At 70.8% G+C, this 22,556-nt stretch carries 24 protein-coding genes; 19 read left to right on the top strand and 5 right to left on the bottom strand.

The annotated features are described in order from the left end of the window. The first annotated feature begins 18 nt into the window (after positions 1-18). The 4 genes from ACIO5E_RS36355 to ACIO5E_RS36340 are packed head-to-tail and all read left to right on the top strand — an operon-like array spanning position 19 to position 3,435. Positions 19-876: a hypothetical protein gene (locus ACIO5E_RS36355; protein ID WP_400676297.1), complete on the top strand. Its 858-nt coding sequence runs from the start codon at positions 19-21 to the stop codon at positions 874-876. Continuing rightward, complete coding sequence (locus ACIO5E_RS36350) at positions 830-2,338, top strand: B12-binding domain-containing radical SAM protein (RefSeq protein WP_400676295.1); 1,509 nt, start codon at positions 830-832, stop codon at positions 2,336-2,338. Before ACIO5E_RS36355 ends, ACIO5E_RS36350 begins: the two co-directional genes overlap by 47 nt. Further along, the gene (tmk, locus tag ACIO5E_RS36345) at positions 2,335-2,961 is read left to right on the top strand and encodes a dTMP kinase (RefSeq protein WP_400676293.1); all 627 of its coding nucleotides are present in this window, start codon (positions 2,335-2,337) and stop codon (positions 2,959-2,961) included. The genes ACIO5E_RS36350 and tmk overlap by 4 nt, the downstream gene beginning before the upstream one ends. A 6-nt stretch (positions 2,962-2,967) precedes the next feature. Continuing rightward, complete coding sequence (locus tag ACIO5E_RS36340; protein ID WP_400676291.1) at positions 2,968-3,435, top strand: NUDIX domain-containing protein; 468 nt, start codon at positions 2,968-2,970, stop codon at positions 3,433-3,435. Between the two features lie 556 nt (positions 3,436-3,991). Here ACIO5E_RS36340 and ACIO5E_RS36335 read toward each other — a convergent pair. Beyond that, positions 3,992-5,386 carry an endonuclease domain-containing protein gene (locus ACIO5E_RS36335; protein ID WP_400676289.1) on the bottom strand — a complete coding sequence of 465 codons (1,395 nt, stop codon included), beginning with the start codon at positions 5,384-5,386 and terminating at the stop codon, positions 3,992-3,994. Between the two features lie 213 nt (positions 5,387-5,599). Here ACIO5E_RS36335 and ACIO5E_RS36330 point away from each other — a divergent pair, with 213 nt between their 5' ends. Then, a complete protein-coding gene (locus tag ACIO5E_RS36330) occupies positions 5,600-6,631 on the top strand; it encodes a hypothetical protein (RefSeq protein ID WP_400676287.1) in 1,032 nt (343 codons plus the stop codon). 17 nt (positions 6,632-6,648) lie between these two features. Here ACIO5E_RS36330 and ACIO5E_RS36325 read toward each other — a convergent pair whose 3' ends face one another. Then, positions 6,649-7,632: a recombinase family protein gene (locus ACIO5E_RS36325; protein ID WP_400676285.1), complete on the bottom strand. Its 984-nt coding sequence runs from the start codon at positions 7,630-7,632 to the stop codon at positions 6,649-6,651. A 275-nt stretch (positions 7,633-7,907) separates the two neighbouring features. Between ACIO5E_RS36325 and ACIO5E_RS36320 the strand changes: the two genes are divergently transcribed. The 4 genes from ACIO5E_RS36320 to ACIO5E_RS36305 all read left to right on the top strand — a co-directional run bounded on the left by ACIO5E_RS36320 (position 7,908) and on the right by ACIO5E_RS36305 (position 11,594). After that, entirely contained in the window at positions 7,908-8,261 is a 354-nt protein-coding gene (locus ACIO5E_RS36320) for an ArsR/SmtB family transcription factor (RefSeq protein WP_400676283.1), read from the top strand. Next, positions 8,258-8,719: an SRPBCC family protein gene (locus tag ACIO5E_RS36315; protein WP_363615344.1), complete on the top strand. Its 462-nt coding sequence runs from the start codon at positions 8,258-8,260 to the stop codon at positions 8,717-8,719. The genes ACIO5E_RS36320 and ACIO5E_RS36315 overlap by 4 nt, the downstream gene beginning before the upstream one ends. Then, positions 8,719-9,222 (top strand): MFS transporter, encoded by a 504-nt coding sequence (locus ACIO5E_RS36310; RefSeq protein ID WP_400676281.1) that lies wholly within the window; start codon positions 8,719-8,721, stop codon positions 9,220-9,222. The genes ACIO5E_RS36315 and ACIO5E_RS36310 overlap by 1 nt, the downstream gene beginning before the upstream one ends. 161 nt (positions 9,223-9,383) lie before the next feature. Continuing rightward, positions 9,384-11,594, top strand: a complete 2,211-nt coding sequence (locus tag ACIO5E_RS36305) for a Tn3 family transposase (protein ID WP_400676279.1) — start codon at positions 9,384-9,386, stop codon at positions 11,592-11,594. Positions 11,595-11,660: 66 nt separating this feature from the next. Here the strand turns inward: ACIO5E_RS36305 and uppS are convergent, their stop codons facing one another. From uppS to ACIO5E_RS36290, 3 genes are all read right to left on the bottom strand, one after another. Further along, positions 11,661-12,437: a polyprenyl diphosphate synthase gene (uppS, locus tag ACIO5E_RS36300; RefSeq protein ID WP_400676277.1), complete on the bottom strand. Its 777-nt coding sequence runs from the start codon at positions 12,435-12,437 to the stop codon at positions 11,661-11,663. A gap of 66 nt (positions 12,438-12,503) precedes the next feature. After that, complete coding sequence (locus tag ACIO5E_RS36295; protein WP_400676275.1) at positions 12,504-13,292, bottom strand: hypothetical protein; 789 nt, start codon at positions 13,290-13,292, stop codon at positions 12,504-12,506. Beyond that, on the bottom strand, positions 13,289-13,588 hold the full coding sequence (locus ACIO5E_RS36290) for a PadR family transcriptional regulator (protein ID WP_097241037.1): 300 nt from the start codon (positions 13,586-13,588) through the stop codon (positions 13,289-13,291). Before ACIO5E_RS36290 ends, ACIO5E_RS36295 begins: the two co-directional genes overlap by 4 nt. A 111-nt stretch (positions 13,589-13,699) precedes the next feature. Here ACIO5E_RS36290 and ACIO5E_RS36285 point away from each other — a divergent pair, with 111 nt between their 5' ends. The 10 genes from ACIO5E_RS36285 to ACIO5E_RS36240 all read left to right on the top strand — a co-directional run bounded on the left by ACIO5E_RS36285 (position 13,700) and on the right by ACIO5E_RS36240 (position 22,444). Beyond that, on the top strand, positions 13,700-14,704 hold the full coding sequence (locus ACIO5E_RS36285; protein WP_400676273.1) for a hypothetical protein: 1,005 nt from the start codon (positions 13,700-13,702) through the stop codon (positions 14,702-14,704). A 404-nt stretch (positions 14,705-15,108) separates the two neighbouring features. Then, positions 15,109-15,300, top strand: coding sequence for a hypothetical protein (locus tag ACIO5E_RS36280; protein WP_400676271.1), 192 nt, complete (start codon positions 15,109-15,111; stop codon positions 15,298-15,300). A gap of 333 nt (positions 15,301-15,633) precedes the next feature. Next, complete coding sequence (locus ACIO5E_RS36275) at positions 15,634-15,954, top strand: hypothetical protein (protein WP_400676269.1); 321 nt, start codon at positions 15,634-15,636, stop codon at positions 15,952-15,954. Positions 15,955-16,051: 97 nt separating this feature from the next. After that, positions 16,052-16,948 carry an aminoglycoside phosphotransferase family protein gene (locus tag ACIO5E_RS36270; RefSeq protein WP_400676267.1) on the top strand — a complete coding sequence of 299 codons (897 nt, stop codon included), beginning with the start codon at positions 16,052-16,054 and terminating at the stop codon, positions 16,946-16,948. A 623-nt stretch (positions 16,949-17,571) separates the two neighbouring features. Further along, entirely contained in the window at positions 17,572-18,816 is a 1,245-nt protein-coding gene (locus ACIO5E_RS36265) for a helix-turn-helix domain-containing protein (protein ID WP_400676265.1), read from the top strand. 124 nt (positions 18,817-18,940) lie between these two features. Next, a complete protein-coding gene (locus tag ACIO5E_RS36260) occupies positions 18,941-19,540 on the top strand; it encodes a hypothetical protein (RefSeq protein ID WP_400676263.1) in 600 nt (199 codons plus the stop codon). After that, positions 19,537-20,037 (top strand): hypothetical protein, encoded by a 501-nt coding sequence (locus tag ACIO5E_RS36255; protein ID WP_400676261.1) that lies wholly within the window; start codon positions 19,537-19,539, stop codon positions 20,035-20,037. Before ACIO5E_RS36260 ends, ACIO5E_RS36255 begins: the two co-directional genes overlap by 4 nt. 22 nt (positions 20,038-20,059) lie before the next feature. After that, complete coding sequence (locus tag ACIO5E_RS36250) at positions 20,060-20,515, top strand: hypothetical protein (protein WP_400676259.1); 456 nt, start codon at positions 20,060-20,062, stop codon at positions 20,513-20,515. 276 nt (positions 20,516-20,791) lie between these two features. Then, on the top strand, positions 20,792-20,953 hold the full coding sequence (locus tag ACIO5E_RS36245; protein WP_400676257.1) for a hypothetical protein: 162 nt from the start codon (positions 20,792-20,794) through the stop codon (positions 20,951-20,953). 174 nt (positions 20,954-21,127) lie between these two features. Further along, positions 21,128-22,444, top strand: a complete 1,317-nt coding sequence (locus ACIO5E_RS36240) for a helix-turn-helix domain-containing protein (protein WP_400676255.1) — start codon at positions 21,128-21,130, stop codon at positions 22,442-22,444. Positions 22,445-22,556: the final 112 nt, after the last annotated feature.

The raw sequence follows: 22,556 nt of genomic DNA, 5'->3' as shown, positions 1-22,556 counted from the left end.
CGAGGCAAGGAGCGTCCCGTGCATGCCGTCCTGACAACCGATCACCCCGCCTGGCAGCGCAACACCACCACCGGCCACTGGCAGCGTCCCCTGCGCGCCGCCGGCGGCCGGTGGCTGGCCAGCCTCACCCCGGACGGCCTCGACCTGGCCTGTGCGGACGGCACGGAGGACCACAAGCCCGCCGTCGTGACCACCGACCCGGGCGACCTGCCCGACACCGTGCCGGCTGCCCTGTACACCGGGTTCCGCGCCCTCGGACCGAGCATCCGCGTGGCCAACCCCTGGCTGTGGGACGCGATCACCACCGCGATCCTGCGTCAGGTCGTCCGCGCCGACCAGGCCCGCAAGCTCTACCGCACCTGGTGCGCCGTCTACGGCACCGAACTGCCCGCCTACGACCACGCCCACCACACCGCACCCGAGCCCCAAGCGGCGCTCGCCCTCACCGACGAGCAGTTCGCCGCCGTCGGTACCACCTTCCACCGCACCGCGCTGCGCGCGGCCGCCACCGCCTACCTGGAACACCGCGCCCGCTGGGAGCAGCTGGACGCCGCCGCCCTGGTCGCCGAGCTCGTGAACGTGCCGAGGATCGGCCCCTGGACGGCGGCGGCGGCCGCCGCGGACTTCACCGGCGACTTCTCGGTCTACCCGCACGCCGATCTCGCGGTCCGCACCTGGGCCGCCCGTATCGCCCCCGACCACCCCTGGCCCGTCGCCGACAAGCCCAGGAAGACCGAGGCCCTGTTCGGCGCGCACTGGCACCAACTGGCCGGCCACGACCGGCGCCACCTGCACACCCTGACCCTGTCGACACTCACCTGGGGGGCCCATGCCCGCACCGATCAGCTCGGAGGATCCGACCCGTACCACCCGTGACCCGGTCGCCGGAGCCGACCCGAACCGCGCCCTCGACTGCCTGTTCGTCAACGCCCCGCTGCGCGACTACACCCTGCGCCCACGCGTCAACGACTACACCCTGCCCGTTCTCGGTATGGGCTACATCGCCACCCACGCCGCCCAGCACGGCTTCAACGTCGGCATCCTGGATGCCGAGGCCCACGGACTCGGCATCCGGCACACCGCCGACATCATCAACGAACTGCGCCCACGCTGGGCCGCGTTCAACCTCCTCGCCCCGACGTACGTCCTCACGGCGAGGATCGCGGCTGCGCTCGACCCGGCGATCATGCTGATGGCCGGCGGCCACCACGCCAAGGCCGACCCGCGGCGCGTCCTCGCCGACCCGCGCTTCGCGCGCCTGCGGGCCCTGGTGATCGGCGAAGGCGAGACCCGGGTCACCGCCCTGCTCGGCGACGTCCACCGGCGCCGGGAACTGCCGAAGGTGATGTGGCGCGACCGCCTGCTGGGCACCGTCGCCGCCGGCATCCCGCCGCGCGGCGACACCGCCCGCTGGCTCGCCCCGGACATCGACACCCTCACCCTCGACCGCCGCTACCTCACCCAGGACCCCTTCCCGGCCGCCGACGGCCGCACCGAAGCGAACCTGGTGTGCTCCCGCGGCTGCCCCTACGAGTGCACGTTCTGCGGCGCCGCCGCCTCCATGAACCCCGAGGTCAGCATCCGCACCCGCACCCCCGAGAACGTCATCGCCGAGATGCACCAGCTCAACACCGACCACGGCTGCACCGCGTTCCGCGCCGTCGACGACCTCTTCCTCGGCGCCCGCCGCATCATCCACCCCGCCCTGGACGCCTTCGCCGCCGAACGCATCGGCGAGCGCTACGTCTGGGACGCCACCGGGCGCATCAACGTCCTGCACCGCGAGGACGACACGGTGCTGGAACGGCTGCGCGCCAACGGCCTGCGAGAAGTCGCGCTCGGCATCGAATCCGGGTCCACCCGGATCCTGCACGCGATGGACAAGCGCATCACCCCCGACATGACCCTCGAGGTCGCCCGCCGGCTGCTGGAGAAGGGGATCAGTGTCAAGGGGTACTTCATCCTCGGCTACCCCGACGAGACCCGTGACGACGCCCTGGCCACCCTCGCCCACATCCGCGAGCTGTGGGCCCTCTCCGACCGCCTGGACGGCACCTTCCGGGCCTCCGCGTTCACCTTCCGCCCCTACCCCGGCAGCCCGGTCTTCGACCACCTCGTCCAACAGGGCTGGGACCCCGATGCCATGCAGACCTACCAGGACATCGACCTCACCGACCACGGCACGGTCGAATCGATGCGACAGCGCGACGAGTTCAACTTCGGCACCGGCCAGCAGTTCGGCGAGGTCCCCCTCGGCCAGCTCTACGCCTGGCTCGCCGGCATCTCCCGAGAACAGCACCACCGCAACGCCACCACCCCTCAGGAGGTGACCGCGTGACCGGCCTGCTGATCACCATCGACGGCCCCAGCGGCCTGGGCAAGTCCACCACCGTCACCACCACCGCCCACGCCCTGCAGGCGACCGGCCAGACCGTCCACACCGCCACCGGCCCCTCCACCACCCCGTTCGGCGCAGCCGTGCGCCAGGCCGCCGCGACGATGCGCGGCCGCGCCCTCGCCCTGGCGGTGGCCGCCGACCGCCTCCACCAGCTCGACACCGAGATCCGCCCCCGCCGCGCCGCCGGCACCACCGTGCTGTGCGACCGCTACCTGCCCTCCACCCTCGTCCTGCAGCGCGCCGACGGCGTCGACACCGACTTCCTCCTCGCCATCAACGAGGGCGCCGACGTCCCCGACCTCTCGGTCATCCTCACCGCCGACCCCGACACCGTGCAGCGCCGCCTCGCCGCTCGCGGCACCCGTCACCGCTTCGAGCGCGACGCCGCCGCCACCGCCCGCGAACTCCACCTCTACCAGGAGGCCGTCCCCGTCCTGGAGCGGCTCGGCTACCGCCTCCACACCGTCGACACCACCCACCTCACTCCCGAGCAGACCGCACAGGCCATTCTGGAAGCTGTTCCCTCGGGAACGATCAACACCAAAACCCCGCAAGGAAGTTAGAAGAGCATGAGCACCAGCACCATCGCCCCGGCCAGCGCGCCGCCAGTGGTAGACGTCCACGTGATCGTCCGCACCCCGGACGGCAAGATCCTGCTGTCCCAGCGCGGCGGCCCCTACGGACACGGTCAGTGGCACGCCCCCAGCGGCAAACTCGACCCCGGCGAGAAGCCGGCCACGGGCGCGGCACGCGAGCTGTGGGAGGAGACCGGGCTCACCGTCGACCCGGACCACCTCCAGCTCGCCTACACCGTCCTGCACCGCCAGGACCCGACCATCCTCCGCCTCGGCCTCTTCTACCTCGCCACCGCCTGGAAGGGAGAACCGGAGAACCGCGAACCGGACAAGTGCCTGGACCTGCGGTGGTTCGCCGAGCACGAGCTACCCCAGGACCTGATCCCGTACCCGGCCGTCGGCATCCACGGCGCCCTGACGGAGCCGGGCGGCCTCACACGCCACGGCTGGCCGAACGCGTGAACCCCGGTGGCGGACGGAACCACCCGGCCGCCACCCCCCTACTTGCTGGCTGACCCCGTGGGTGCGGGGAGGACAGCGGAGGGGCCATCCTGCTCCTCGCGCTGATCGGCTGACCCCCGCGGGTGCGGGGAGGACACTTCGTGACCTGCGGCGGAGCATCGGCTTTGCCATTTCTTGACCAGTGGTCGGACTGGATGAGAGCGGCTTCATCCGGCATGTTCCACACGCTGTCGAGGTGTCAAGGACTGCTCGTGCATCGTGTCACGGTCGGCCTGGCGAGAGCCACTGCCGATCCACCGATCGTCGATCGGCCCCTATGAACGGTGCGTGGGCAGAGCCACCCTCACGTGGCAGTGGCCCAGGACTGCTCGCAGGCAGCGGAGGAGATATGACGGAACGTAAGGAACAGGACTTGCCTCGACCCTGACTGCCACTCTCCCTTGAGTGATTGAGCCCACGGCGGCGGAGGCTTGCGGGACGCTTTCGTGCCGATGGTCACGCCAGGGTGGTGCATCGTCCGTCGACGCCCGTGTGTGCCCCGGCGCGTTGCTTGGGCTCAGCTCCTCAGCTCTGTGCGAAGCGCCGGGTAACGCAGCTCGAGGCCGAGGACGGCGGCTGGCGGGCGCTCGTGGTAGCGGACCCAGAACGGTGCCGCGCCCTGTTCCGCCTGGGGGCGGCAGCGGTGGCAGAGCAGGCCGCGGGTGAGGCCGGTGTGCGGGTCGTGGTCCTCGGTGTGGGCGGGGCGGCCGGCCTCGGGCGGGGCGCCGCAGATGGCGCAGCGGCCGCGGTGGTAGGCGAGGAGGCGTTCGGCGGGGCGCTGGCGGTGGTCGTAGGGCGGCAGGGGCCAGGACAGGTACGCCGGGTCGGAGGCGCTCCACCGCTGCTCCCACTGGGCCCACAGCCGTCGGCGGACGGCGCAGCGCTCGCAGTCGGCCGGGCAGCCGCCGGAGACCGGCGGGCAGAGCGGGGCGGCGTCGAGGGCGTGGCGCAGGTCGAGGCGCAGGCGCTCGAGGGGAGGGGCGTCCGGTGGGGCCCAGCCGTCGGGGGCGGACGGGGGGAGCGGGTGGTCGAGGAGGACGGCGGGGGCCATGGCGAGGCGGTCGGGGGTGACGGTGTTCGGTTCGAAGATGAGTTCGGGTACCCGTGCGGCGACGGCCTTGACGATGCGTCCGGGCATGGTGTTGGAGTCCAGGCGCCTGCCGTTGCGGCTGGTCAGCAGCGGGCGGCGGCCGGTGTCCGGGTCGCGTCCGTCGACGCGGTGCGGCAGGTAGTCGGCGATGGCCTGCCAGACCTCGCGGGAGGGCTGGTGGGTGATGGTGCCGTCGCCCTTGGAAGCGGGGCAGGTGAGGGTCCGGACACGGCGGTGCGGGTCCTCCTCGTGCAGGTCCTCCAGGTCGATGCCGATGGCCTGCCGGGGCCGAAGTCCGTCCAGGAGGAGGTGGACGAGCAGGCGGTCGCGGTGCGGGGCGGTGTCGTAGGGGCCGCGACGTCGGCGGCCGGGCAGGACGTCGTCGGCCGCGAACTGCATCCCGGCCGCCTGCTCGAGGGTGAGTGGCGCGGTGCGCGGCAGCGCGGTGGGGGCGGGGCGCAGCGCGGCGGCGTTGAACGGGGGCTCGGGGATGTGGCCGGCGCCGGCGGCGTAGGCGTAGAACGCGGCGAGGGCGGCCAGGCGCCGGGCGGGGTTGTGCAGGGAGACGCGCGGTGCCAGCGGGCGGCGTGAGGGCCGGTCGGGATTCGGGCGGCGCAGGGCGGGGGCGTAGGCCCAGGTGGAGGCCGTCGACGCGTCGGCGTTCCAGGCGCCGATGCCGGTGGTCTCCTCGGTGAAGTAGAGCCAGTCCCGCAGGTCGGCCTCGTAGCGGGTGGGCGTGGTGCCCTGCAGGGCGCGGCCGTGCTTGCCGAAGCCGGCGGCGAGCCACTGGGCGAGGACGTCGTGCGGGTCGGGCCTGGTCACCAGGAAACTGTATGCGCGGGGTGGGCGAGGAAGCGGCGGGCCGGTCTCGACGGACAGCGGCCGACCGGGCCGTGGTCCGCGGGGAACGGGCGGCTCCGGCCCCGCCGACGGCCCTCTCTTCGCCCACGGACCGGACGGATGGGCTACGTCGAGTAACCTCTCCGGGTCGGAATCCGAACATCACACGAAAGCCGCCGCGAACGGGGATCAGGAGTGGACCGTCAGGCACTGGTGGTCGGCGTGGAGGGGAAGGCCGCGAGCCTCGAGGACGAGTCGCCGCCGAAGTGGCAGCCCCTCGCGTACGCGGACCCCTACGCGCAACGCCTGCGCGAGGTCCTGGGCAAGCAGTACTCCTACGTCCTCCTGGACCCCGATCCGGATCCGGCGTCCACCGCGGCCGCGCTCGGTGACGCCCTGACGGAAGCCGTCACCGCCGGTGCCGACTTCACCGTCATCCACCTGCTCGGACACGGGGAGCCCACCCGCAACAGCCACGGCCTCCAAGCCGTCGGAGGGGACGGCCGGCTCACCGAGTCCCTCTCCCGCTGGGGCGACATGGCCGAGAACCTGGCCACGGAAGGGGACGGAGAGCCCGCCGTCCTGTTGGTGCTCGACCTCTGCCACTCCGGCACGGTCGTGACCGAGCACCTGCGATCGCTGGTCCGTCCGGAACGCCGACGGGTATGGGTGCTGGCGGCCTGCCAGTCGGACCAGTCCGCCTACGACGGCCGCTTGAACCTGGCGGTCGACGACGTGCTCCGCGGCTTCGCCTCCGGCGCCCTGCGGCTCGACGAGTCACACGAGTACATTCCGATCGACCGCTTCTGCCGCGAGGTGGCCCTCAGCATCGAGAGCCGAAGCGCGGGTTCCTATCGGCAGACCGTAGAACGTCCGCTCGTCGCGCTCGGCGCCGATCTGTCGCACCTGCGCTTCTTCCCCAACCCGTGCCACGAGCCGAGCGGGCCGGGCGGCCGCGCCGGCGTCGATCCGGCGGTGTTCGCCTTCCTCGACGAAGTGGCCGACGCCCGCCATTTCGTCGGACGGGCCCACGGCGGCAGCGGAGCCGCCACCGAAAGCGGTCTGCCGACCTTCACCGGCCGAAGCGCCGAGCTCCGTGTACTCACGGCATGGGCCGAGGGCGAGGGCACACCGGTGCGGATCGTCACGGGGGTACCCGGAGCGGGCAAGTCCACGCTGGTCGGCATCCTCGGCCTTGGGGACCATCGGTACAGCCGTTGGCGCTAAGCCCTTGATCATGGTCGCTAGCTGCGGGTCTCCGCGTTCGGGTGGGGCTGGGCCTGGAGGCGTTCGCGGAGGTCGATCTCTTCGGGGGTGAGCGGGTCCCCGGGGCGGCGGATGCGTACGGGCTTGGGCCTGAGCGGCAGGCCGTCGTCCACCGTGGCGGCCTCGGCTTCGGCCAGGGCCCGGTAGAGCGAGGCGACCGATGGGGACTTGCCCGCGTTCTTCCCGACCTTGATGGTGAGTTTCTTTGCGATCTCGGGGACGGGGACGCCCTTGTCCTTGAGTGCGACGGCGAAGGTGAGCATGTCGTCGTCGATGACCTTCGGGCGTCCTCCGTGGTTGCCCTTGGATGCGGCGATGACCTGGCCTTCGAGGGTCTTCTCCCGGATGTAGTTGCGCTCGATCTGCCCGGCGACGGCGAGGACAGCGAAGAACATCGCTCCCATGCCGTTGGGGTCGTAGATGCCGGTGAGCGGGCCGGTGAGGAGTTCGAGCTGGATGCCGCCGGCCTGGAGTTCGGCGGACAGCGTCATCAGCTCGGCGGCGTTGCGGGCGAGGCGCTTGAGTTCGTGGACGGTGAAGATGACGGGGGTCTCGGGCGCGGCCTCCTTGAACTGGTGGGCCAGCGCGAGCGCCTTCTCCAGCTCGGGCCGGACCTTGACCCGGGTGCTGATTTGCTCGGAGAAGACTTTGTGGCACTCCGCCCGGCGGAGGGCTTCGAGCTGGCTCGCCAGTTCCTGCCGGGCGGTCGACGTGCGGGCGTATCCGATTCGCACCGGCCGCTCGGTGCGGGGCGCGGGCACCACCGCGAGCGCGGGCCCCTGCTTCCATGCGCGGCCGGGACCGCGGTCGGCGGGCACCGGGATCTCCAGTTCCTCGCGGAGCGCGGGGACGAGGACGAAGCGCGGGGTGTGGTACTTCGCGGCGGTCTTGCCGCCCCGGGTACGGCAGGCACTGCCGGCGGGCGCGTCACAGTTCGGGCAGTCGTGACGTTCTACCGCCAATGCAGCCTGATCGGGCGTCACATCCATGACGGCAGTCTCTCAGAAGCGCCTCGCACAACGTGCGGGTTTCGAGAGGACTTTTGCGAATGGCGACCTGGTGAAATCTGATCGCTTCCGAGCCTCTCGCAGAACTCTCGCAGATGACCATTTGTGAGAAGTGGGGCCCGGGCGCGTACTCCCGGATGAGACGTATACGAGGGAACGGCGCACCCCCGACGGAAAAAAAGTTAACCAAATGCTTGACTATTCGCTGCCGGCATCGAATAGTTAGGCGCATGCTTAACCAAGCTCGTTCGTTGGACCGGGTGTTCCAAGCGCTGGCGGACGCGACTCGCCGCGACATCGTTGAGCGGTTGATCCGCGAGCCTGCCTCGGTCAGTGAGCTGGCCCGGCCGCTGGCCATGTCGCTGCCAGCGGTGATGCAGCACCTACAGGTACTGGAGGCGTGCGGACTGGTCCGGTCTGAGAAAGCCGGAAGGGTGCGCACCTGCCACATCGAGCCGAGTGTGCTGCGAATGGCCGAGGACTGGATCGCTGCGCAGCGCACTGCCTGGGAACACCGCCTCGATCGCCTCGGCGACTACCTGACCGAACACCGCGACAGCCCAGATCAAGGGAGCACACAATGACCGATCACGTGGTCACGCATGCCACGTTCACCCTCGAACGCCTCTACGCGGCCTCACCGGCCACAGTGTTCGCCGCGTGGGCCGTCCCCGAAGCAAAGGCCCGCTGGTTCGCCGGCCTCGACGCCGAGCACGAGCTTGATTTCCGCGTCGGTGGGCGGGAGGTCAACCGCGGCCGCTCTGGCGGTGGGCCGGTGCTGACTTTCGAGTCCTGGTACCGCGACATCGTCCAGGACGAGCGGATCGTCTACACCTCCACTCTGTCCGAGGGGCAAGACCTTGCGACAGTGTCGCTGACGACGGTGGAGTTCCTCCCTGAGGGTGGTGGCACCCGGCTGCTACTCACCGAGCAGAGCACCTTCCTCGACGGCCGCGAAGAACCAAGCTGGCGAGAGCAGGGCACCGGCAAGTGGCTTGACGCGCTCGCCGCCGAACTGCTGCGAAGCATCGAGCAACAGTGATGACCACGAGCAACCTTTCGCAGACTCGCCGTTGGCAGGTGCTGGCGCTGCTGGGCACGGCGTTCGTCATGACGATTCTGGACGGCACCAGCCTGCTCGCCGCTCTGCCCGCGATCGAAGGCCACCTTCGCCTGCACGGTCCTGCCATCCAATGGACCGTGACGGCCTACGCGCTGGCCTTCAGCGGGCTGCTGTTGTTATGCGGCCGCGCTGCGGATCTGCTGGGCGGTCGGCGTGTGTTCATCGCCGGGATGGTGCTGCGGGTCGTGGCCTCGCTGGCGTGCGGGCTCGCTCCATCCATCCAGGCCCTGGTGGCCGCCCGGGCGATGCAGGGCGTCTCGGCCGCGATCACCGCTCCGGCCGCGTTGTCGATGGTCATGAACACTTTCCCCGAAGGGATCGAGCGGAACAAGGCGCTCGGTATCTGGGGCGGCCTCGGCGGGTTCGGCGCCACCGCCGGTCTACTAGGGGTCCAGCCAAGGTACGTGCAAAAGGGGCCATGACGTGATCTTGAAGCCCTGGTCAGGTCCGCCGGACATATACCACCGCGGGCTGCCGTCTGTCCTGGGTATCGGGTTTTCGATCTTCGCCCGGCAGTCGGAGTGTGAGCATGCCCGCGCGGGCGGGGGTCGCCCGCGTCGGCTTCGGGTTGTAGGGCTTCGGGATGACCTCGATCGAGCGGACCGCGTATCCGCGGTTCAAGCGGCTGATCACCGCGCGTGAGCTGCACTTGTTCTTCTCGCCGAGCCGGGAGGAGGTGGAGTGGGCGGTGGCCCGGACCGATTCGGACGGGCACCAGCTCGCGCTGCTGGTGCTGCTGAAGTCCTACCAGCGGATGGGGTGCTTCCCGCGGTGGGAGGAGGTCCCGGAGACGGTGGTCGACTTCGTGCAGCGGGCGGTGGAGCTGCCGGAGGGCGTGGTGGCCGGCTACGGCGCGGAGAAGACCGCGAAGAACCACCGGGCGCTGGTGCGGCAGCGGGTGGGGGTGCTGTACGACGCCGGGCGGGCTCGCAAGGTGGCCGAGGAGGCGATCCGGGCGGAGGCCGCGTCGAAGAACAACCCGGCCGACCTGATCAACGTGGCGCTGGAACAGCTGGTGCAGAGGGGCCTGGAGCTGCCGGCGTTCTCGACGCTGGACCGGATGGCGATGCGCATCCGCACCGAGGTGAACACCGACATCTTCGCCCTGGTCCACCGGCGGATCGGCGCGGAGGAGCGGGCCGGCCTGCTGCGGTTGGTGACCACGCTCGGCCTGGACCGCAAGACGCTGTTCAACCAGTTGAAGCAGCCTGCGAAGCGGGCGATCTGGTCGCACCTCAAGAAGCTGGCGGACCACCGCAGGTGGCTGGACGAGCTGGGCGACACCGAGGTGTGGCTGGAGGATCTGGCGGTCGACGCGGCGGCCTTCCGCACCCAGCTGCAGGAGCGGCTCACCGAGGCTGCGGTGGCCGCCGACTCCGGCTACCCGGACAACGAGGGCCTGTTCATCGACCCGAAGACCGGGGTGCCGACGCTGGAGAAGTACAGGGCGGACGAGCGGCGCCCGAGCGCGGTGAAGCTGGAGCAGGCCATCAAGGCCCGCCTGCCCGAGCGGTCCTCGCTCGGGGTGCTGGCCCGCACCGCGTACTGGGTCGAGTGGTGGCGGCGCTTCGGTCCGGCTTCGGGCCACGACCCGAAGCTCAAGGACGCCTTCGGCCGGTACGTCATCACGACCTTCGTCAACGGCACCAACCTGGGCCCCTACGAGGCGGCCCGGCACATCAACGGGGTGAGCGGGCACGAGCTGTCCGCCACGGCGAACCGGCACTTCTCCATCGCCAAGCTGAACCAGGCCATCACCGACGTGGTCAACGCCCACGCCCAGCTCGACATGGCCCGTGCGTGGGGCGACGGCACGGCGGTGGCCGCGGACGGCAGCCACATGGACACCTACCTGAACAACCTGGTCGCCGAGACCTCGGTGCGCTACGGCCGGCCCGGCGGCATCGCCTACCACCACGTCGCGGACACCTACATCGCGCTGTTCACCCACTTCATCCCCTGCGGGGTGTGGGAGGCGGTGTACATCATCGAGGGGCTGCTGAAGAACGAGTCCGAGATCCAGCCGACCACGATCCACGCGGACACCCAGGGCCAGAGCTACCCGGTATTCAGCCTGGCCCACCTGCTGGGCTTCGAGCTGATGCCGAGGATCCGCAACTGGAAGGACCTGGTGTTCTTCCGGCCCACCCGGCAGACCTCCTACGTCCACATCGACGCGCTGTTCGGCGAGGCCGGGCGCAACGTCATCGACTGGGACCTCATCGAGCAGCACTTCAAGGACCTGATGCGGGTCGCGCTGTCGGTGCGCGAGGGCAAGGTGTCCTCCGTGCTGCTGCTGCGGCGCCTGCGCTCCGGGTCGCGCAAGAACGCCCACTACGCGGCGTTCCGCGAGGTCGGCCGGGTGATCCGCACCGTCCAGCTGCTGCGGTACCTGACGGACCCGCGGATGCGTCGGCGGGTGACGGCCGCGACCAACAAGGTCGAGGCGTTCAACGGCTTCTCGGAGTGGGTGCGCTTCGGCAACCGGGGCGTCATCGCCGACAACGACCCCGTCGAGCAGGAGAAGGCGGTCAAGTTCAACGCCCTGCTCACCAACTGCCTGATCTTCCACAACACCCTGGACATCGCCCAGGCAGTACGTGAGCTGCAGGCTGAGGGCTGGAACGTCGACCCGGAGGACCTGGCGGAGGTCTCGCCCTACCTGACCGAGAAGATCATGCGGTTCGGCGAGTACTCCACCCACGAGCTCGACCTGGCCCCGGAGGCGTACGAACCGCACCTGGACGTCGACTTCACCAAGCTCGACCCGCAGGAGTTCGTCGCTGCCTCCTGATCGCCACCCGCTGCTACGGAAAGGGGCGGCGCCGGCCGAGCCGGTGCCGCCCTACGAGACCGGGGCTCAGCCGCCGTAGCGCCGCTGCCTGGCGGCGAAGCTGCGGACCGCGCGCAGGAAGTCGACCTCGCGGAATGCGGGCCAGTAGGCCTCGCAGAAGTACAGCTCCGAGTAGGCGCTTTGCCAGAGCAGGAAGTTCGACAGCCGTTGTTCGCCGCTGGTACGGATGACCAGGTCGGGGTCGGGTTGGCCGGCGGTGTACAGGTGCGGGGCGATGTCGTCGACGGTCAGGGCGTCCGCGGCCTCGGTCAGTGACGCGCCCGCTTCGGCTCGCGCGTACATCAGGTCGCGCACGGCGTCGACGACCTCCTGGCGGCCGCCGTAGCCGACGGCCAGGGTGACGTGAGCGCCGGTGGTGCAGGTGCGGGTGGCCTCGACGGCCTCCTTGAGGGCGCGGGCGGTGCTGTCGGGCAGGACGTCGGTCATTCCTGCGAGGTGGACCTGCCAGCGGCCGTCCGGGCGGGTGAGGCGATCGACGACCACCTGCTCGATCAGCCGCATCAGGTAGGCGACTTCGGTGTCGCCGCGGCGCTGGAGGTTCTCGGTCGAGCAGACGAAGACGGTGATGTGCTTGATCCCCAGGGCCTCGCACCACGAGAGCACCTCCTCGACGTGCTCGGCGCCCACCTTGTGGCCGAGGCTCGGGTTGGCCATGCCCATCTGCCGGGCCCAGCGGCGGTTGCCGTCCATGATCAGCCCGACATGCCGGGGCAGTGGGGCCGCCATGACCTCGCTGCGCAGGCGGCGGGTGTAGAGGGAGCGGAGCAGGTCGGGCATGGGCACCGTCCAAGTGGGATGGGAGTGGCCCGCCGGTTCGGGCGAGCCCTGGGCAGGCGGGTGTCGCGTGGCTTACCTGGCCGACGGCAGGTCGCGCAGGTCGCGCAGGGTGCCCGCGCACACCGCCGTCAGCAGCAGCAGGCCCACGCCGATGCCGACGCCGAGCGGGTGGAATCCGGCACCGGTGAGCGAGAGTCCGAAGATGGTCGCGCCGCCGGTGGCGCTGGCGCCAGCGAGGGTCCACACACCGGCCCGGAGGCGGTCGGTGCCGGGTGGCACGACGGCATCCGCGCCGACGCCGGTGAAGATGCGGGGGATCTGGATCGCGCCGAGGCCGAGGGAGATCCACCAGGCGGCGAGTACGGCGGTGCGCAGGGTGGGCGGTGAGGCGTCCGCGTTGACGCCGCCGTGCACCAGGACGACCACAGTGGTGCCGAGGAGCGTCGGTACGGCGAGGCGACGGAGCGCCCAGCCCAGCAATGTGATCGCGGCGCGCAGCGTGGGCCGGGGCCGGGGTGCGACGAGGGCAATGCCGAGCAGCAGCAGGGTGGTGCAGCCGTGCGTGACCTGCTCCCGGACGGCGTCGGCGGGCAGGGGGCCGGCCTGTTCGGCGGCCAGGTGGCTCAGGAACCAGGCGGCGAGGGCGACCGTGATGCCCATGGTGGCCACCCGTCGCTGGCGCTGTGCCGGGGAGTCGGCGGGCCAGTGGGCCGGGTGCAGCCACATGTCCACGATGCCCGCGATCAGGTTGGGCCAGGACTTCCAGCCCGCGCCCCGGGCCTCGTCCTCCACCATCGAGCCCCAGCGCTCGCGGAAGGCGTCCGGGTAGAGCCTGACCAGGCTGCGGGTGACGACGCTCATGCCGGGTTCACCCCCAGGCGCCGCAGTCCCGCGTTCGCGACCCGGGCCATGGCGCGCAGTTCGCGTTCCAGGACCTCGCGGCCGAGGGACGTCAGCTGGACTGGGCGCTGGCGGCCCTGCCCGTCGAGCGGCTCGATCAGCCGCTTCGACTCCAGCCTGGCCAGCGCCCCGTACAGACTGCCGGGGCCCAGCCGCTCCCCGGTCAGCTCCTCGATTGCCGTGTTGATGGCGTATCCGTGCAGCGGTCCGTCGGCCAGCGCGCAGAGCACCAGCGTCTGGGCATCGTTGGCTTGCATGTCGCTCCTTCCGATCTGACGGAGCACCATACTACGCGCCACAAACTACGTGCCACGTAGTACGCGATGTGTACTATCGCCGTCATGCGAAATGACTTGACGATCAATCAGATGGAAGTCGGACACCCCGCTCGGCCCGCCGCGGCCGCGGCGCTGTCGACGTCCGCCGCCGGCGCCGCCGCCTTCACCCTGTTCGCCTACCTGACGACGCAGGTTCGCTCGGTGCGGGCGGGCAGTCCCTGGCAGGGCGATCCGTACGACGCGGTGGTGACCTTCACCATGTTCTTCGTCCCCCTGCTCGGTGCGCTCGGCGGGGCAAGGGCGCTACTGTGCCGCCGCGACCGACCGCTGCCGCGCTACCGGATCGAGCAGGTACTTCGGGCCGCGCTGGTCTGCACGCTGCTCGTCGCCGCCACGCTCGCCACCGACTGGGCGGCGGTGGCCGCGCGGGCGGACCGCGCGTCCTGGGACGGCGGCACCCCCTGGCTGATCGCGTCCCTGCTGCCGCTCACCGGGGTGACGGCCGGGAGCCTGCTGCTGCACCGCCGGGCGATCCGACGGCTACCGAAGCCGGCGCGCGGGGCCGAGGACACGGGCGGGGACTGGCTGGACGACCTCGCACCCCTCGCGACTCTCCTCGCCGGCCCCCGCTCCCGCACATGGCGCGCACTCGCTGCGCTGATCGGCCGCGGCAAGGTGCTCGACTTCGTGCGCCTCCGGTTCACCCTGCTCGCCGCCGCAGCCGCCGTCGCCGCTGGCCTGCTGGTCGCCACGGGACTGGCTTCCGGCGAGGGCTGGCCCGGGGTACTGCTCTTCACCGTGGAGACCGCAGTCTTCGCGGGCGGCACCTTCGCCTTTGTGATGGTCTGCAACAGCGTCCTGCGGTTCGCCGCGCCTCCTCCCGCGTCGAAAACGAGACGGGCCGCCCGGATCGCGACCACCGCAGGCGCGTTGACACTGCCGGTCTCACTGGCGCTGCGGGACACCGCCTGGCAGCTGCTCGGGCTCGGCGACCAGGTCGACTCCATCGGACAGTGGGCGGCCGTCACCCTCGCATTCGCGCTACTGACGGGCGCGCTCACCTTCGGTGTGACTGCGACCGCAACCAGGGAGTGACAGCGGGAGGCATCCGGTCGGTTGCCGGAGCAGGGAGACGCTGCCATTGAGGCTGGCTCATCGGACCGATGCTCCGCTGAAGGAGATGGCGGCCGATGATCCGCTGATCGGGTGGGGCCGGTTCCCTCGCGAGACCTCGACAGAGTGCCATGTAGCCGAACGTAACAGTCGTGACGATGCGTAACTCTCGCAAATGAACAGTTGCGAGAGTTCTGCGAGGCCTCTGAAACGTGTCCGGTTTGTCCATGTCTAGACTCGCAGAAAACCTCTCAAAACTCAGGCGTTCTGCAACACACTTCTGAGAGACTTTGGGCATGGATCTGACACCCGATCAGGCAGCATCTGCGGTGGAACGTCACGATTGCTCGAAGTGTGGAGCCCCAGCCGGGAGTCCGTGCCGGACGATGGGCGGCAAAACCGCGGCGAAGTACCACACCGCCCGGTTCATCCTCGTGCCCAGGCTCCGCGAGGACCTGGAGGTGCTGGTGCCCGCCGACCGCGCTCCGGGCAAGCCGTGGCAGCGGCGGCCGGCCCCGGTGCTCGCCCCGGCGCCCGAGCACGCCGCCCCGCCGATCCGGATCGGGTACGCCCGCTAACCAGGCATGAGACGTGTTCGTCGGTTCGATGTCCGTGCATCGCACGGCACTTGTAGACGCGCGTCGGTAGTGCTGTCAGTTGCTGCGTCTCACCCGTGAACTGCTGCCCGGCTTCCGAACGCACCCGGCAGCGACACATACCGACGGAGCGAAGTCTTGGTGCCCGCCTCGTCCGCGACACCGATCCTGAGCTAACCAGCACAAGCACGGGAGCCGTGTCCGACTTGCGAGGCGGAGCTGTTGTCGGTCGGAGACCGTGAGACGCCGGCCTCGCGGGCGACGGCGTCAAAGGTGACGGGTTGTCCGGCGGTGTCCATGCGCCGGAGGGCGGCGATGGCCCGCTCCCTGGTCGCTGCGGCCCGCTGCCGGGCGGCGGCGACGATGTGCGGGGAGTTGTCAGCTCGCATCGGCGGCCTCCTGCGGCCCGTCGGCTTCGAGTTCGGTGATCATCCGGTCGAGGTTGGTCAGGACCTGTTCGTTCATCTCGGCCACCCGCTGGTGGCCGCAGCCCTTGGCGTTGTCGATGAGCGTCAGCGTCCGTTGCCGCTGGGCCTGGAGCTCGGGCAGGAACTCCGGTCCGGTGAGGAAGACTGGGCAGGTCAGGCAGGCTTCTCTGAACTTGGGGCCGGTCTGTCCAAAGCCTCTGATCTGTAGCTCTCTGAAACCGAATTGGTGATGCCGGGGGGATCACAGCGCGGTGTTCCGGAGAGCGAGGGCCGCTCCGCCTGCCACCTCAGTACTGTGACTTCGCATGACCGTCACCGAGATCGAGATCACTGCGGACCTGGTCCGCGACCTGCTGCAAGAGCAACATCCAGACCTTGCAGGGCTGGCCATCCGTGAGGTGGTGGGCGGTTGGGGCAACCAGATGTGGCGCCTCGGGGACGAGTTGGCCGTGCGCATGCAGCGTATGGACCCCACCCCGGAACTCCAGCTCAAGGAGCGGCGGTGGCTCCCCGTGCTGGCCCCGCGCCTGCCGCTCCCGGTGCCGACCCCGGTGCGGTTCGGTGAACCGTCAGAGCGCTTCCCCAAGCACTGGACCGTGATGACGTGGGTTCCCGGCGAGCCGCTGGACCACGCCTCGATCAGCCGCGGCGACCACGCGGCCGACACGCTGGCGGGCTTCCTCCGGGCGCTCCACGTGGAGGCGCCTGCCGAGGCGCCGATCTCTACGGACTTCGGTGCCCATCCCAGGGACTGCACGGAGGGCTTCGACCACTTCTTCCAGGCCGTTGTCCCCGACGACATTGCTGCCGACGTCCGGGCCGTCTGGGACGACGCCGTTGCGGCCCACGCGTGGGAGGGCCCGCTGGTGTGGGTGCACGGCGACCTCCATCCCGCGAACGTCGTCGTCTCGGACGGAACGCTCTCGGGCATCGTCGACTTCGGTGCCATGTTCGCCGGCGATCCGGCGTGGGACCTCGCCGCCGCATGGGTGCTGCTGCCCGCGGGCACGACCTCACGGTTCCTCGACATGTACGCGCATGCAGATGAGGCGGCGATCCGGCGCGCCCGCGGGCTGGCTGCTATGAAGAGCCTGTTCCTGATGCTCATGGGGCAGAACGGAGATCGGGGCCTTCCCGGCGGCAAGCCGCACTGGGGACCTGCAGGCCGGGCGGCACTTGATCGTGTTCTGAAGGACGTTTGACGCACGCTTCTTTGGATCGGTTCTCGATCTTGGTTGAGGACCATGCGGCAGCCCACCTTCGTGGATTCATCGATCACCACGCATGGTGGGGATGCCAAGGACCACGGCCGTATGCTGCCCGTGGCCACCGAGATCGAGGCAAGCTGAGCCTCCAGCGCGATCCGCCGGCCGCCCGGGCCGGTGGCCATCACGTCGGCCCGCCAGGCCCCGTCGTCGGCCGCGACCTCGTACTCGGCCGCCCAACCGGTCACCGCCCGGAGGTGGGACGCGAGATCGAGCTTCAGCAGGTGGTGCTGCATGCCCTCGCCGCGACGGGCCGAGCAGCAGCGGCTCCACGGCGGCCAGGTTCTCGGCGGTGTGGTAGCTGACGGTCAGGGTCCTGGGCAGGGCGGCCATGTTGCTGCTCCTGTTCCTCATGAGGCGGCGGTGACGGTGTCATAGCGGGCGGCCCGGCCTTCGCTCTCGTCTGGGCCGTCACAGGCGATGACAGAGCGTCTCCTCCGGTTCAAAGCAACCGTATTGACGTCCATAGAGAGAAGCGCCCCCGTGCTAGCCAGGTGGCGACGCGGGGGCGCTTTCGGAGTACCGTCCTGAGTGTCGAGGTCAGGAACGGAGGCTCCAGTATGCCCTTGAACGACGAGTCGATCGGTTCGCGCGTCCGGATCGCCCGGAATGCAGCGGGGTTGACGCACGCTCAGCTGGCTGGGTTCATCGGTCGCACCGAGAAGTGGCTGGAAAACATCGAGGCAGGCCGGCTGCCGCTGGACCGGTTCAGCGTGATCACCGCCATCGCGGAGCGCTGCGACGTCGACCCGGCATGGCTGCTCGGACTGCCGTACCGGCTCCAGCATGGCAGCGGCAGCCTGGCGCACTCCTTTATCCCGGCTCTGCGTACGGGGATTCGGCGTGCTGGCCTGATCCTTTCCGGGCACCCCGGGCTGACGCCGACCGGGGCGGCGCTGGTCGACCTGGCGGACCTGCGAGCGCAGGTCGTGAAGGCGAGCGCGGCGCGGCAGGCCGCGAACCTGCCGAAGATCGCCCGGCTCGTGCCGCCGCTGATCGAGGACCTGAACACCGCCGTCCTGACCCTCGCCGGCCGAGCGAGGGAGGAGGCGCTGCGCCTGCTGGTCGACGCCGTGAGGACGGCTCGGATGTGCCTCAACCAGCTCGGCTACCCGGACTTGGCGTGGACGGCGGCCGAGGTCGCGGCGGGGGCGGCGACCCAGGTCGGCGACCCGCTGGTCAAGGCGGCGGTGGCATGGGACCGGTGTGGTGCACTCCTGCATCAGGCGGCACCACGGGAGATGCTGGCGGTCGCAGAGGCGGCGATGCGGGACCTGGAGCCGATGACGGTCGGCGCGCAGGCCCAGGAGCGGGCGGTGTCGATGTACGGGGCGCTGCAACTGCGGTGCTCGATCGCCTACGCCAGGTCGGGGCAGCGGGCGGACGCCTGGGCTCAGATCGACGCGGCCGTGGAGACCGCAGGCCGGCTGCCGGACGGCTGGTACGACGTGGAACAGCACACGGTCTTCGGGCGCGGCGTGGTCGCGGTGCACGCGGCGGAGGCCGGCGTCGAGGTCGATCAGCCCGACGTGGGTCTCAAGCGGGTGCCGACGGTGGACATCGACAGCATCCCGTCCAAGGAGCGGCGGACCCACTGCATGGTCGACCAGGCCCGGGCGCTCCACCGGATGGGCAAGTCGTCGGCGGCCGTCGTGCGGCTCAAAGAGGCGGCCGGCCTCGCGCGGCACTACGTGTACGCGGACCCGATGAGCCGCGCCCTGGTGTCCGACCTGGTCAGGATCGGCGTGCCGTCGCAGCAGACCGTGCTGTCGAGCTTCGTGCGAAACATGGAACTCGTGCGCTAACCCACCCATGATCTAGAACAGTTGACGCCCCCTAGAATTTCTAGGGGGCGCGGCCGTGTGCGGCTGCCACCCTCGGATTCTGTCACTGCTCGTGTGCAGATGATCACCGAGGGAGCAACGGCACATGGAACTCGTCAATCACCGGCGGCCCGAGGATGCGGCGGAGGCGTACATCAACGCCCTCGGCTGGCCGCTCTCGGTCGGGTGGAGGCACCGCCCGCGCCAGGGCTGCACCTGCGGCACCCCGGACTGCTCGACCTCCGGCGCCCACCCGAAGCCCGGCGCCCGGGTGCTGCGGGACGCCGAGGTGCTCGCGCAGGCCCTCCAGCAGGCCCCGGGTGCCGGCCTCGTCGCCTGGACCGGGCCCTTCGACGCGCTCGTGGTGCCGCGCCAGATGGGCATGGCGGCGATGATCGACCTGGACGCGATCAAGCCGGTGCCGTGCATCGTCGCCGAGGAGACGGTCACCCTGCTCATGCTGCCCGCGACCGGCCGGTACGCGTTGCGCGCTGGGGTCCCGGGGGAGGTCCGCAGCGGGGACCGAGGTTGGATCGCTGTCCCGCCGAGTCACGGGACGCGCTGGGACAACTTGCCGTGGATCGAGGGCACCAGGAAGCCGCAGGGTCTGCTGCACGGCCGGGACATTGCCTCGGCGTTGGAAGAGGCCGCGCGCCACTACGGGACCCTGGAGCCCGGTGCGGCCGGCTCGGCGGTGACGGTATGAGAGCGCACCTGGTGACCGGGGCCGAGCGCGAGGCCGCCGTGCGGCACTGGCTCTTGGCGGCCCTCCCCGACGGCGAGCGGACGGCCGCCGCCGCCGACTGGGCGACGCGCGGCGTCACGGTGCTGCCCTGCGGGCTGCTGTTCTCGGCGGCACGCTTGCCGGCCGACATCGTCGCCAGCGCGGCGGGCAGCGCGGACTGGGCGACCATCGACCGCTACCTCGCGGCGTCGTTCGACGGGCCAGTGTTCTGCACGGGGGACCGCGGGCTCTACGTGGCGCTGGTGCCGCCGAGCGCGGTCCGCACCTGGACCGTGCCGGGCGTCGCCCTCCTCGGCCGGGGCTCGGCTGTGACGGTGCCGGCGCCCGGCCTCACGCGGGACCGCGCCGCCGGGCCGTACTGGGCCGTACCGATGGAATCCCCCGGGGTCCTCTGCCTGCCGGAGGACGTCGCGAACGTCGCCCATCGCGGCCTTCGGAGAGGGCCGTCCTGTGGCTGAGCGACAGTTGGATGATCACGCCGTGGCGCGCTGGCTCTCGGCAGCGGCGCCTGTTCCCCGGCTGGCCTTCGCCGACTGGGCGCGCGACGACCTGGCGCTGCTGCCGACCGGCGTGCGGTTCGACGTCGTGGTCGTCCCCGGGGCCGAGGTGCGCGCCGTCGCAAGGACCGACCAGCCGAGGCTCTTGGACCGGTACCTGAGCCGCGTCCTCAAGCGCGGGCCGGTGTTCTGCTACGACTCGTACGACGCGTACTACGCGGTCGTACCGGACGGCACGGCGCGGTACTGGCCGATCCAGGACGTGCCCTGTCTGGGCCTCGGGCAGACCACCGCCGTCCCGCGACCGGGCCTGTCGCGGGAGGAGGGCGGTCGCGCCTTCTGGGTCGTGCCGATGATCTCGGCTGCCGTGCTCTGTCAGCCGCGCATGGTGGCCAACTTGATCCTCGCGGGCCGGCGTTCGGGGGCGACCTGTGGCTAGGGCTCCGATCGAGATCGACGTGCTCGCCACCCTGCGCATCGTGGCGCGAGCGGACGGACTGGCGGCTCGGGCGATGGCCGGCGGGGAACTCACCGGCGCCGACCTGGACGCCCTCTACGCGCTGCACGAGGAACTGGCCGGCTACCTGGTGTTGCTGCTCGCCGGGACCGAGAGCAGGTACGAACACCTCAGGCCCCGCACTCCGATGCGGGTGCTCGTGGACGACGCCCTGCGACTGGGGGCGACCTGGTCGCTCGGCAGCCCCGGCTTGGGCCTGTGTTCGACATCGTGGTCATCGCGCCGATCTGCCGCCTCCTCTTGGCGCTCTACCAGGGGCGGGAGGCCTTCACCCGGCACGTGGGCAGCAGCCCGCTGGCCTGGGAGGCGCAGGAGGCCAGGGCGGACCGGGACTCGGCGCCCACTGTAGGAGAGCAGTGATGGAGACCTCGGACCGGTGGGCCGCAGTTCGGCGCCTGAGCGCCCACCTCGCCAGCAGCGGGTGCACGGCCCGGGACCACGGGATGAAGCGGAGAACGGGGCTCTACCCGGAGCACACACCCGTCGCTACGGTAGCGGTCCGTAGCGTGCTGACTACGAGCGCCGGGGGGAACGGTGACCGACAGCATCACGTTCGGCAGGTTCATCTCGCTGCGCCGCACGGAGAAGGGCTGGACGCAGCTGCGGCTGGCGACCGAGCTCAACCGCAGCGAGGCGTGGATGTCGCAGGTCGAGCGGGACCTCCAGCAAGTCCAGGACGTGCCGCTGCTGCGACTGCTGGCCGACGCCCTGGACGTCGGGGTCGACACGCTGATGACTCTGCCGCAGCCCGCCGCGAAGAAGGCGAACAGATCACCGCGACGGCGCGTCAGCTCGGCTACGCTGACGACGACTTCCGGTGCCGAGGAGGACGATGTGCGACGCCGCCCGTTCCTGACCCTGGCGGCTGCCGCCCTCTTCGCTCCGGTGGCCGGACAGCAGGCGGCGCAGGCCGAGCCGGCGCCGCCGCTCTCCGGCCTGGAAGACCTGCTCCTCTACGGGGCAGGGCGGATCCCCGCTCCCCGGCGGGAGCCGACGCGGGCGTCCGTCGCCGAGTCCGTCGCGGTCTCCCGTCGGGAGTTCAAGGCGGCCAAGTACGACGTCCTCGCCCAGGCGCTGCCCGGCCGGATCGCTGCGGCCGATGTCGTCGGCACCGCGGAGGAGCGCGCCCGCACCGTCGCCCAGCTCTACAACATCGCGGTGCGCCTGTGCATCAAGATCGGCGACAACAACCTCGTGGCCGTCACCGCCGACCGCGCGCTGACCGCCGCCCGCCTGGGTGGCGACCCGCTGATCAAGGCCGAGGCGCAGCGCATGATGTCCAGCGCCTGGCGCCGCCAGGGCAGCCTGGCCAGGGCAACGGACATCGTCGTCGTCGCGGCCGACGACCTGCTCGCCGACACCTCTGTCCCCGAAGCGTACCGCCTGGCCACGCGCGGAGACCTCTACGCCACCGCCGCCTACACCGCGGCGAAGGCGGGCGACAGGGTGTACGCCCACTCCCTCATCGCGGAGGCCGCTGACAGCGCTGCCGCTGCGGGCCGGTCCTCCGGCCTGGTGGACGGCATCCAGGGCGTCGGCCTGCACGAGGTCAGCGTGCATTTCGAACTCGGGGATGCCGGCCGGGCGATCGAGACGGCCCGCACGATCGACCCGGCCGCGCTGCCGACCGCCGAGCGGCAGGCCCGCTTCTTCACCGACGTGGCCCGTGCCTTCGACCAGTGGGGCAAGCCGGAGCAGTGCTACCGCGCCCTGCTGGCTGCCGAGGAAGCGGCCCCGCAAGAGCTGCGCAGGGGCGCGGTTCGTGACCTCGCAGCCGGCCTGCTGCGGCACGACCGGCGACTGCCGGGCGTGCGCGACTTCGCCGCCCGCGCGGGCGTACAGATCGTTTAACCCGTAGTGGGACTACGGGTCGTAGTCCCACTACGGATTACGGCACCGGTCCGGCAGTTCACTGAGGGGGCCCGTCTCCGGCCGGCGTCAGCCTGAACGGGGCCGGCTACCG

It is taken from the genome of Kitasatospora sp. NPDC087314 (genome assembly GCF_044744365.1).
Taxonomy (GTDB): Bacteria; Actinomycetota; Actinomycetes; order Streptomycetales; family Streptomycetaceae; genus Kitasatospora.
Note: the sequence above shows the minus strand (reverse complement) of the source record. Positions and strands in the feature narration are given on the sequence as shown.

Excerpts from the sequence above, each read along its gene's own strand:
- ACIO5E_RS36350 (WP_400676295.1), top strand. The coding sequence starts at position 830 with ATGCCCGCACCGATCAGCTCGGAGGATCCGACCCGTACCACCCGTGAC.
- ACIO5E_RS36340 (WP_400676291.1), top strand. The coding sequence starts at position 2,968 with ATGAGCACCAGCACCATCGCCCCGGCCAGCGCGCCGCCAGTGGTAGAC.
- ACIO5E_RS36320 (WP_400676283.1), top strand. The coding sequence starts at position 7,908 with ATGCTTAACCAAGCTCGTTCGTTGGACCGGGTGTTCCAAGCGCTGGCG.
- ACIO5E_RS36315 (WP_363615344.1), top strand. The coding sequence starts at position 8,258 with ATGACCGATCACGTGGTCACGCATGCCACGTTCACCCTCGAACGCCTC.
- ACIO5E_RS36310 (WP_400676281.1), top strand. The coding sequence starts at position 8,719 with ATGACCACGAGCAACCTTTCGCAGACTCGCCGTTGGCAGGTGCTGGCG.
- ACIO5E_RS36305 (WP_400676279.1), top strand. The coding sequence starts at position 9,384 with ATGACCTCGATCGAGCGGACCGCGTATCCGCGGTTCAAGCGGCTGATC.
- ACIO5E_RS36295 (WP_400676275.1), bottom strand. The coding sequence starts at position 13,292 with ATGAGCGTCGTCACCCGCAGCCTGGTCAGGCTCTACCCGGACGCCTTC.
- ACIO5E_RS36290 (WP_097241037.1), bottom strand. The coding sequence starts at position 13,588 with ATGCAAGCCAACGATGCCCAGACGCTGGTGCTCTGCGCGCTGGCCGAC.
- ACIO5E_RS36285 (WP_400676273.1), top strand. The coding sequence starts at position 13,700 with ATGGAAGTCGGACACCCCGCTCGGCCCGCCGCGGCCGCGGCGCTGTCG.
- ACIO5E_RS36280 (WP_400676271.1), top strand. The coding sequence starts at position 15,109 with ATGGGCGGCAAAACCGCGGCGAAGTACCACACCGCCCGGTTCATCCTC.
- ACIO5E_RS36275 (WP_400676269.1), top strand. The coding sequence starts at position 15,634 with ATGGCCCGCTCCCTGGTCGCTGCGGCCCGCTGCCGGGCGGCGGCGACG.
- ACIO5E_RS36270 (WP_400676267.1), top strand. The coding sequence starts at position 16,052 with ATGACCGTCACCGAGATCGAGATCACTGCGGACCTGGTCCGCGACCTG.
- ACIO5E_RS36265 (WP_400676265.1), top strand. The coding sequence starts at position 17,572 with ATGCCCTTGAACGACGAGTCGATCGGTTCGCGCGTCCGGATCGCCCGG.
- ACIO5E_RS36260 (WP_400676263.1), top strand. The coding sequence starts at position 18,941 with ATGGAACTCGTCAATCACCGGCGGCCCGAGGATGCGGCGGAGGCGTAC.
- ACIO5E_RS36255 (WP_400676261.1), top strand. The coding sequence starts at position 19,537 with ATGAGAGCGCACCTGGTGACCGGGGCCGAGCGCGAGGCCGCCGTGCGG.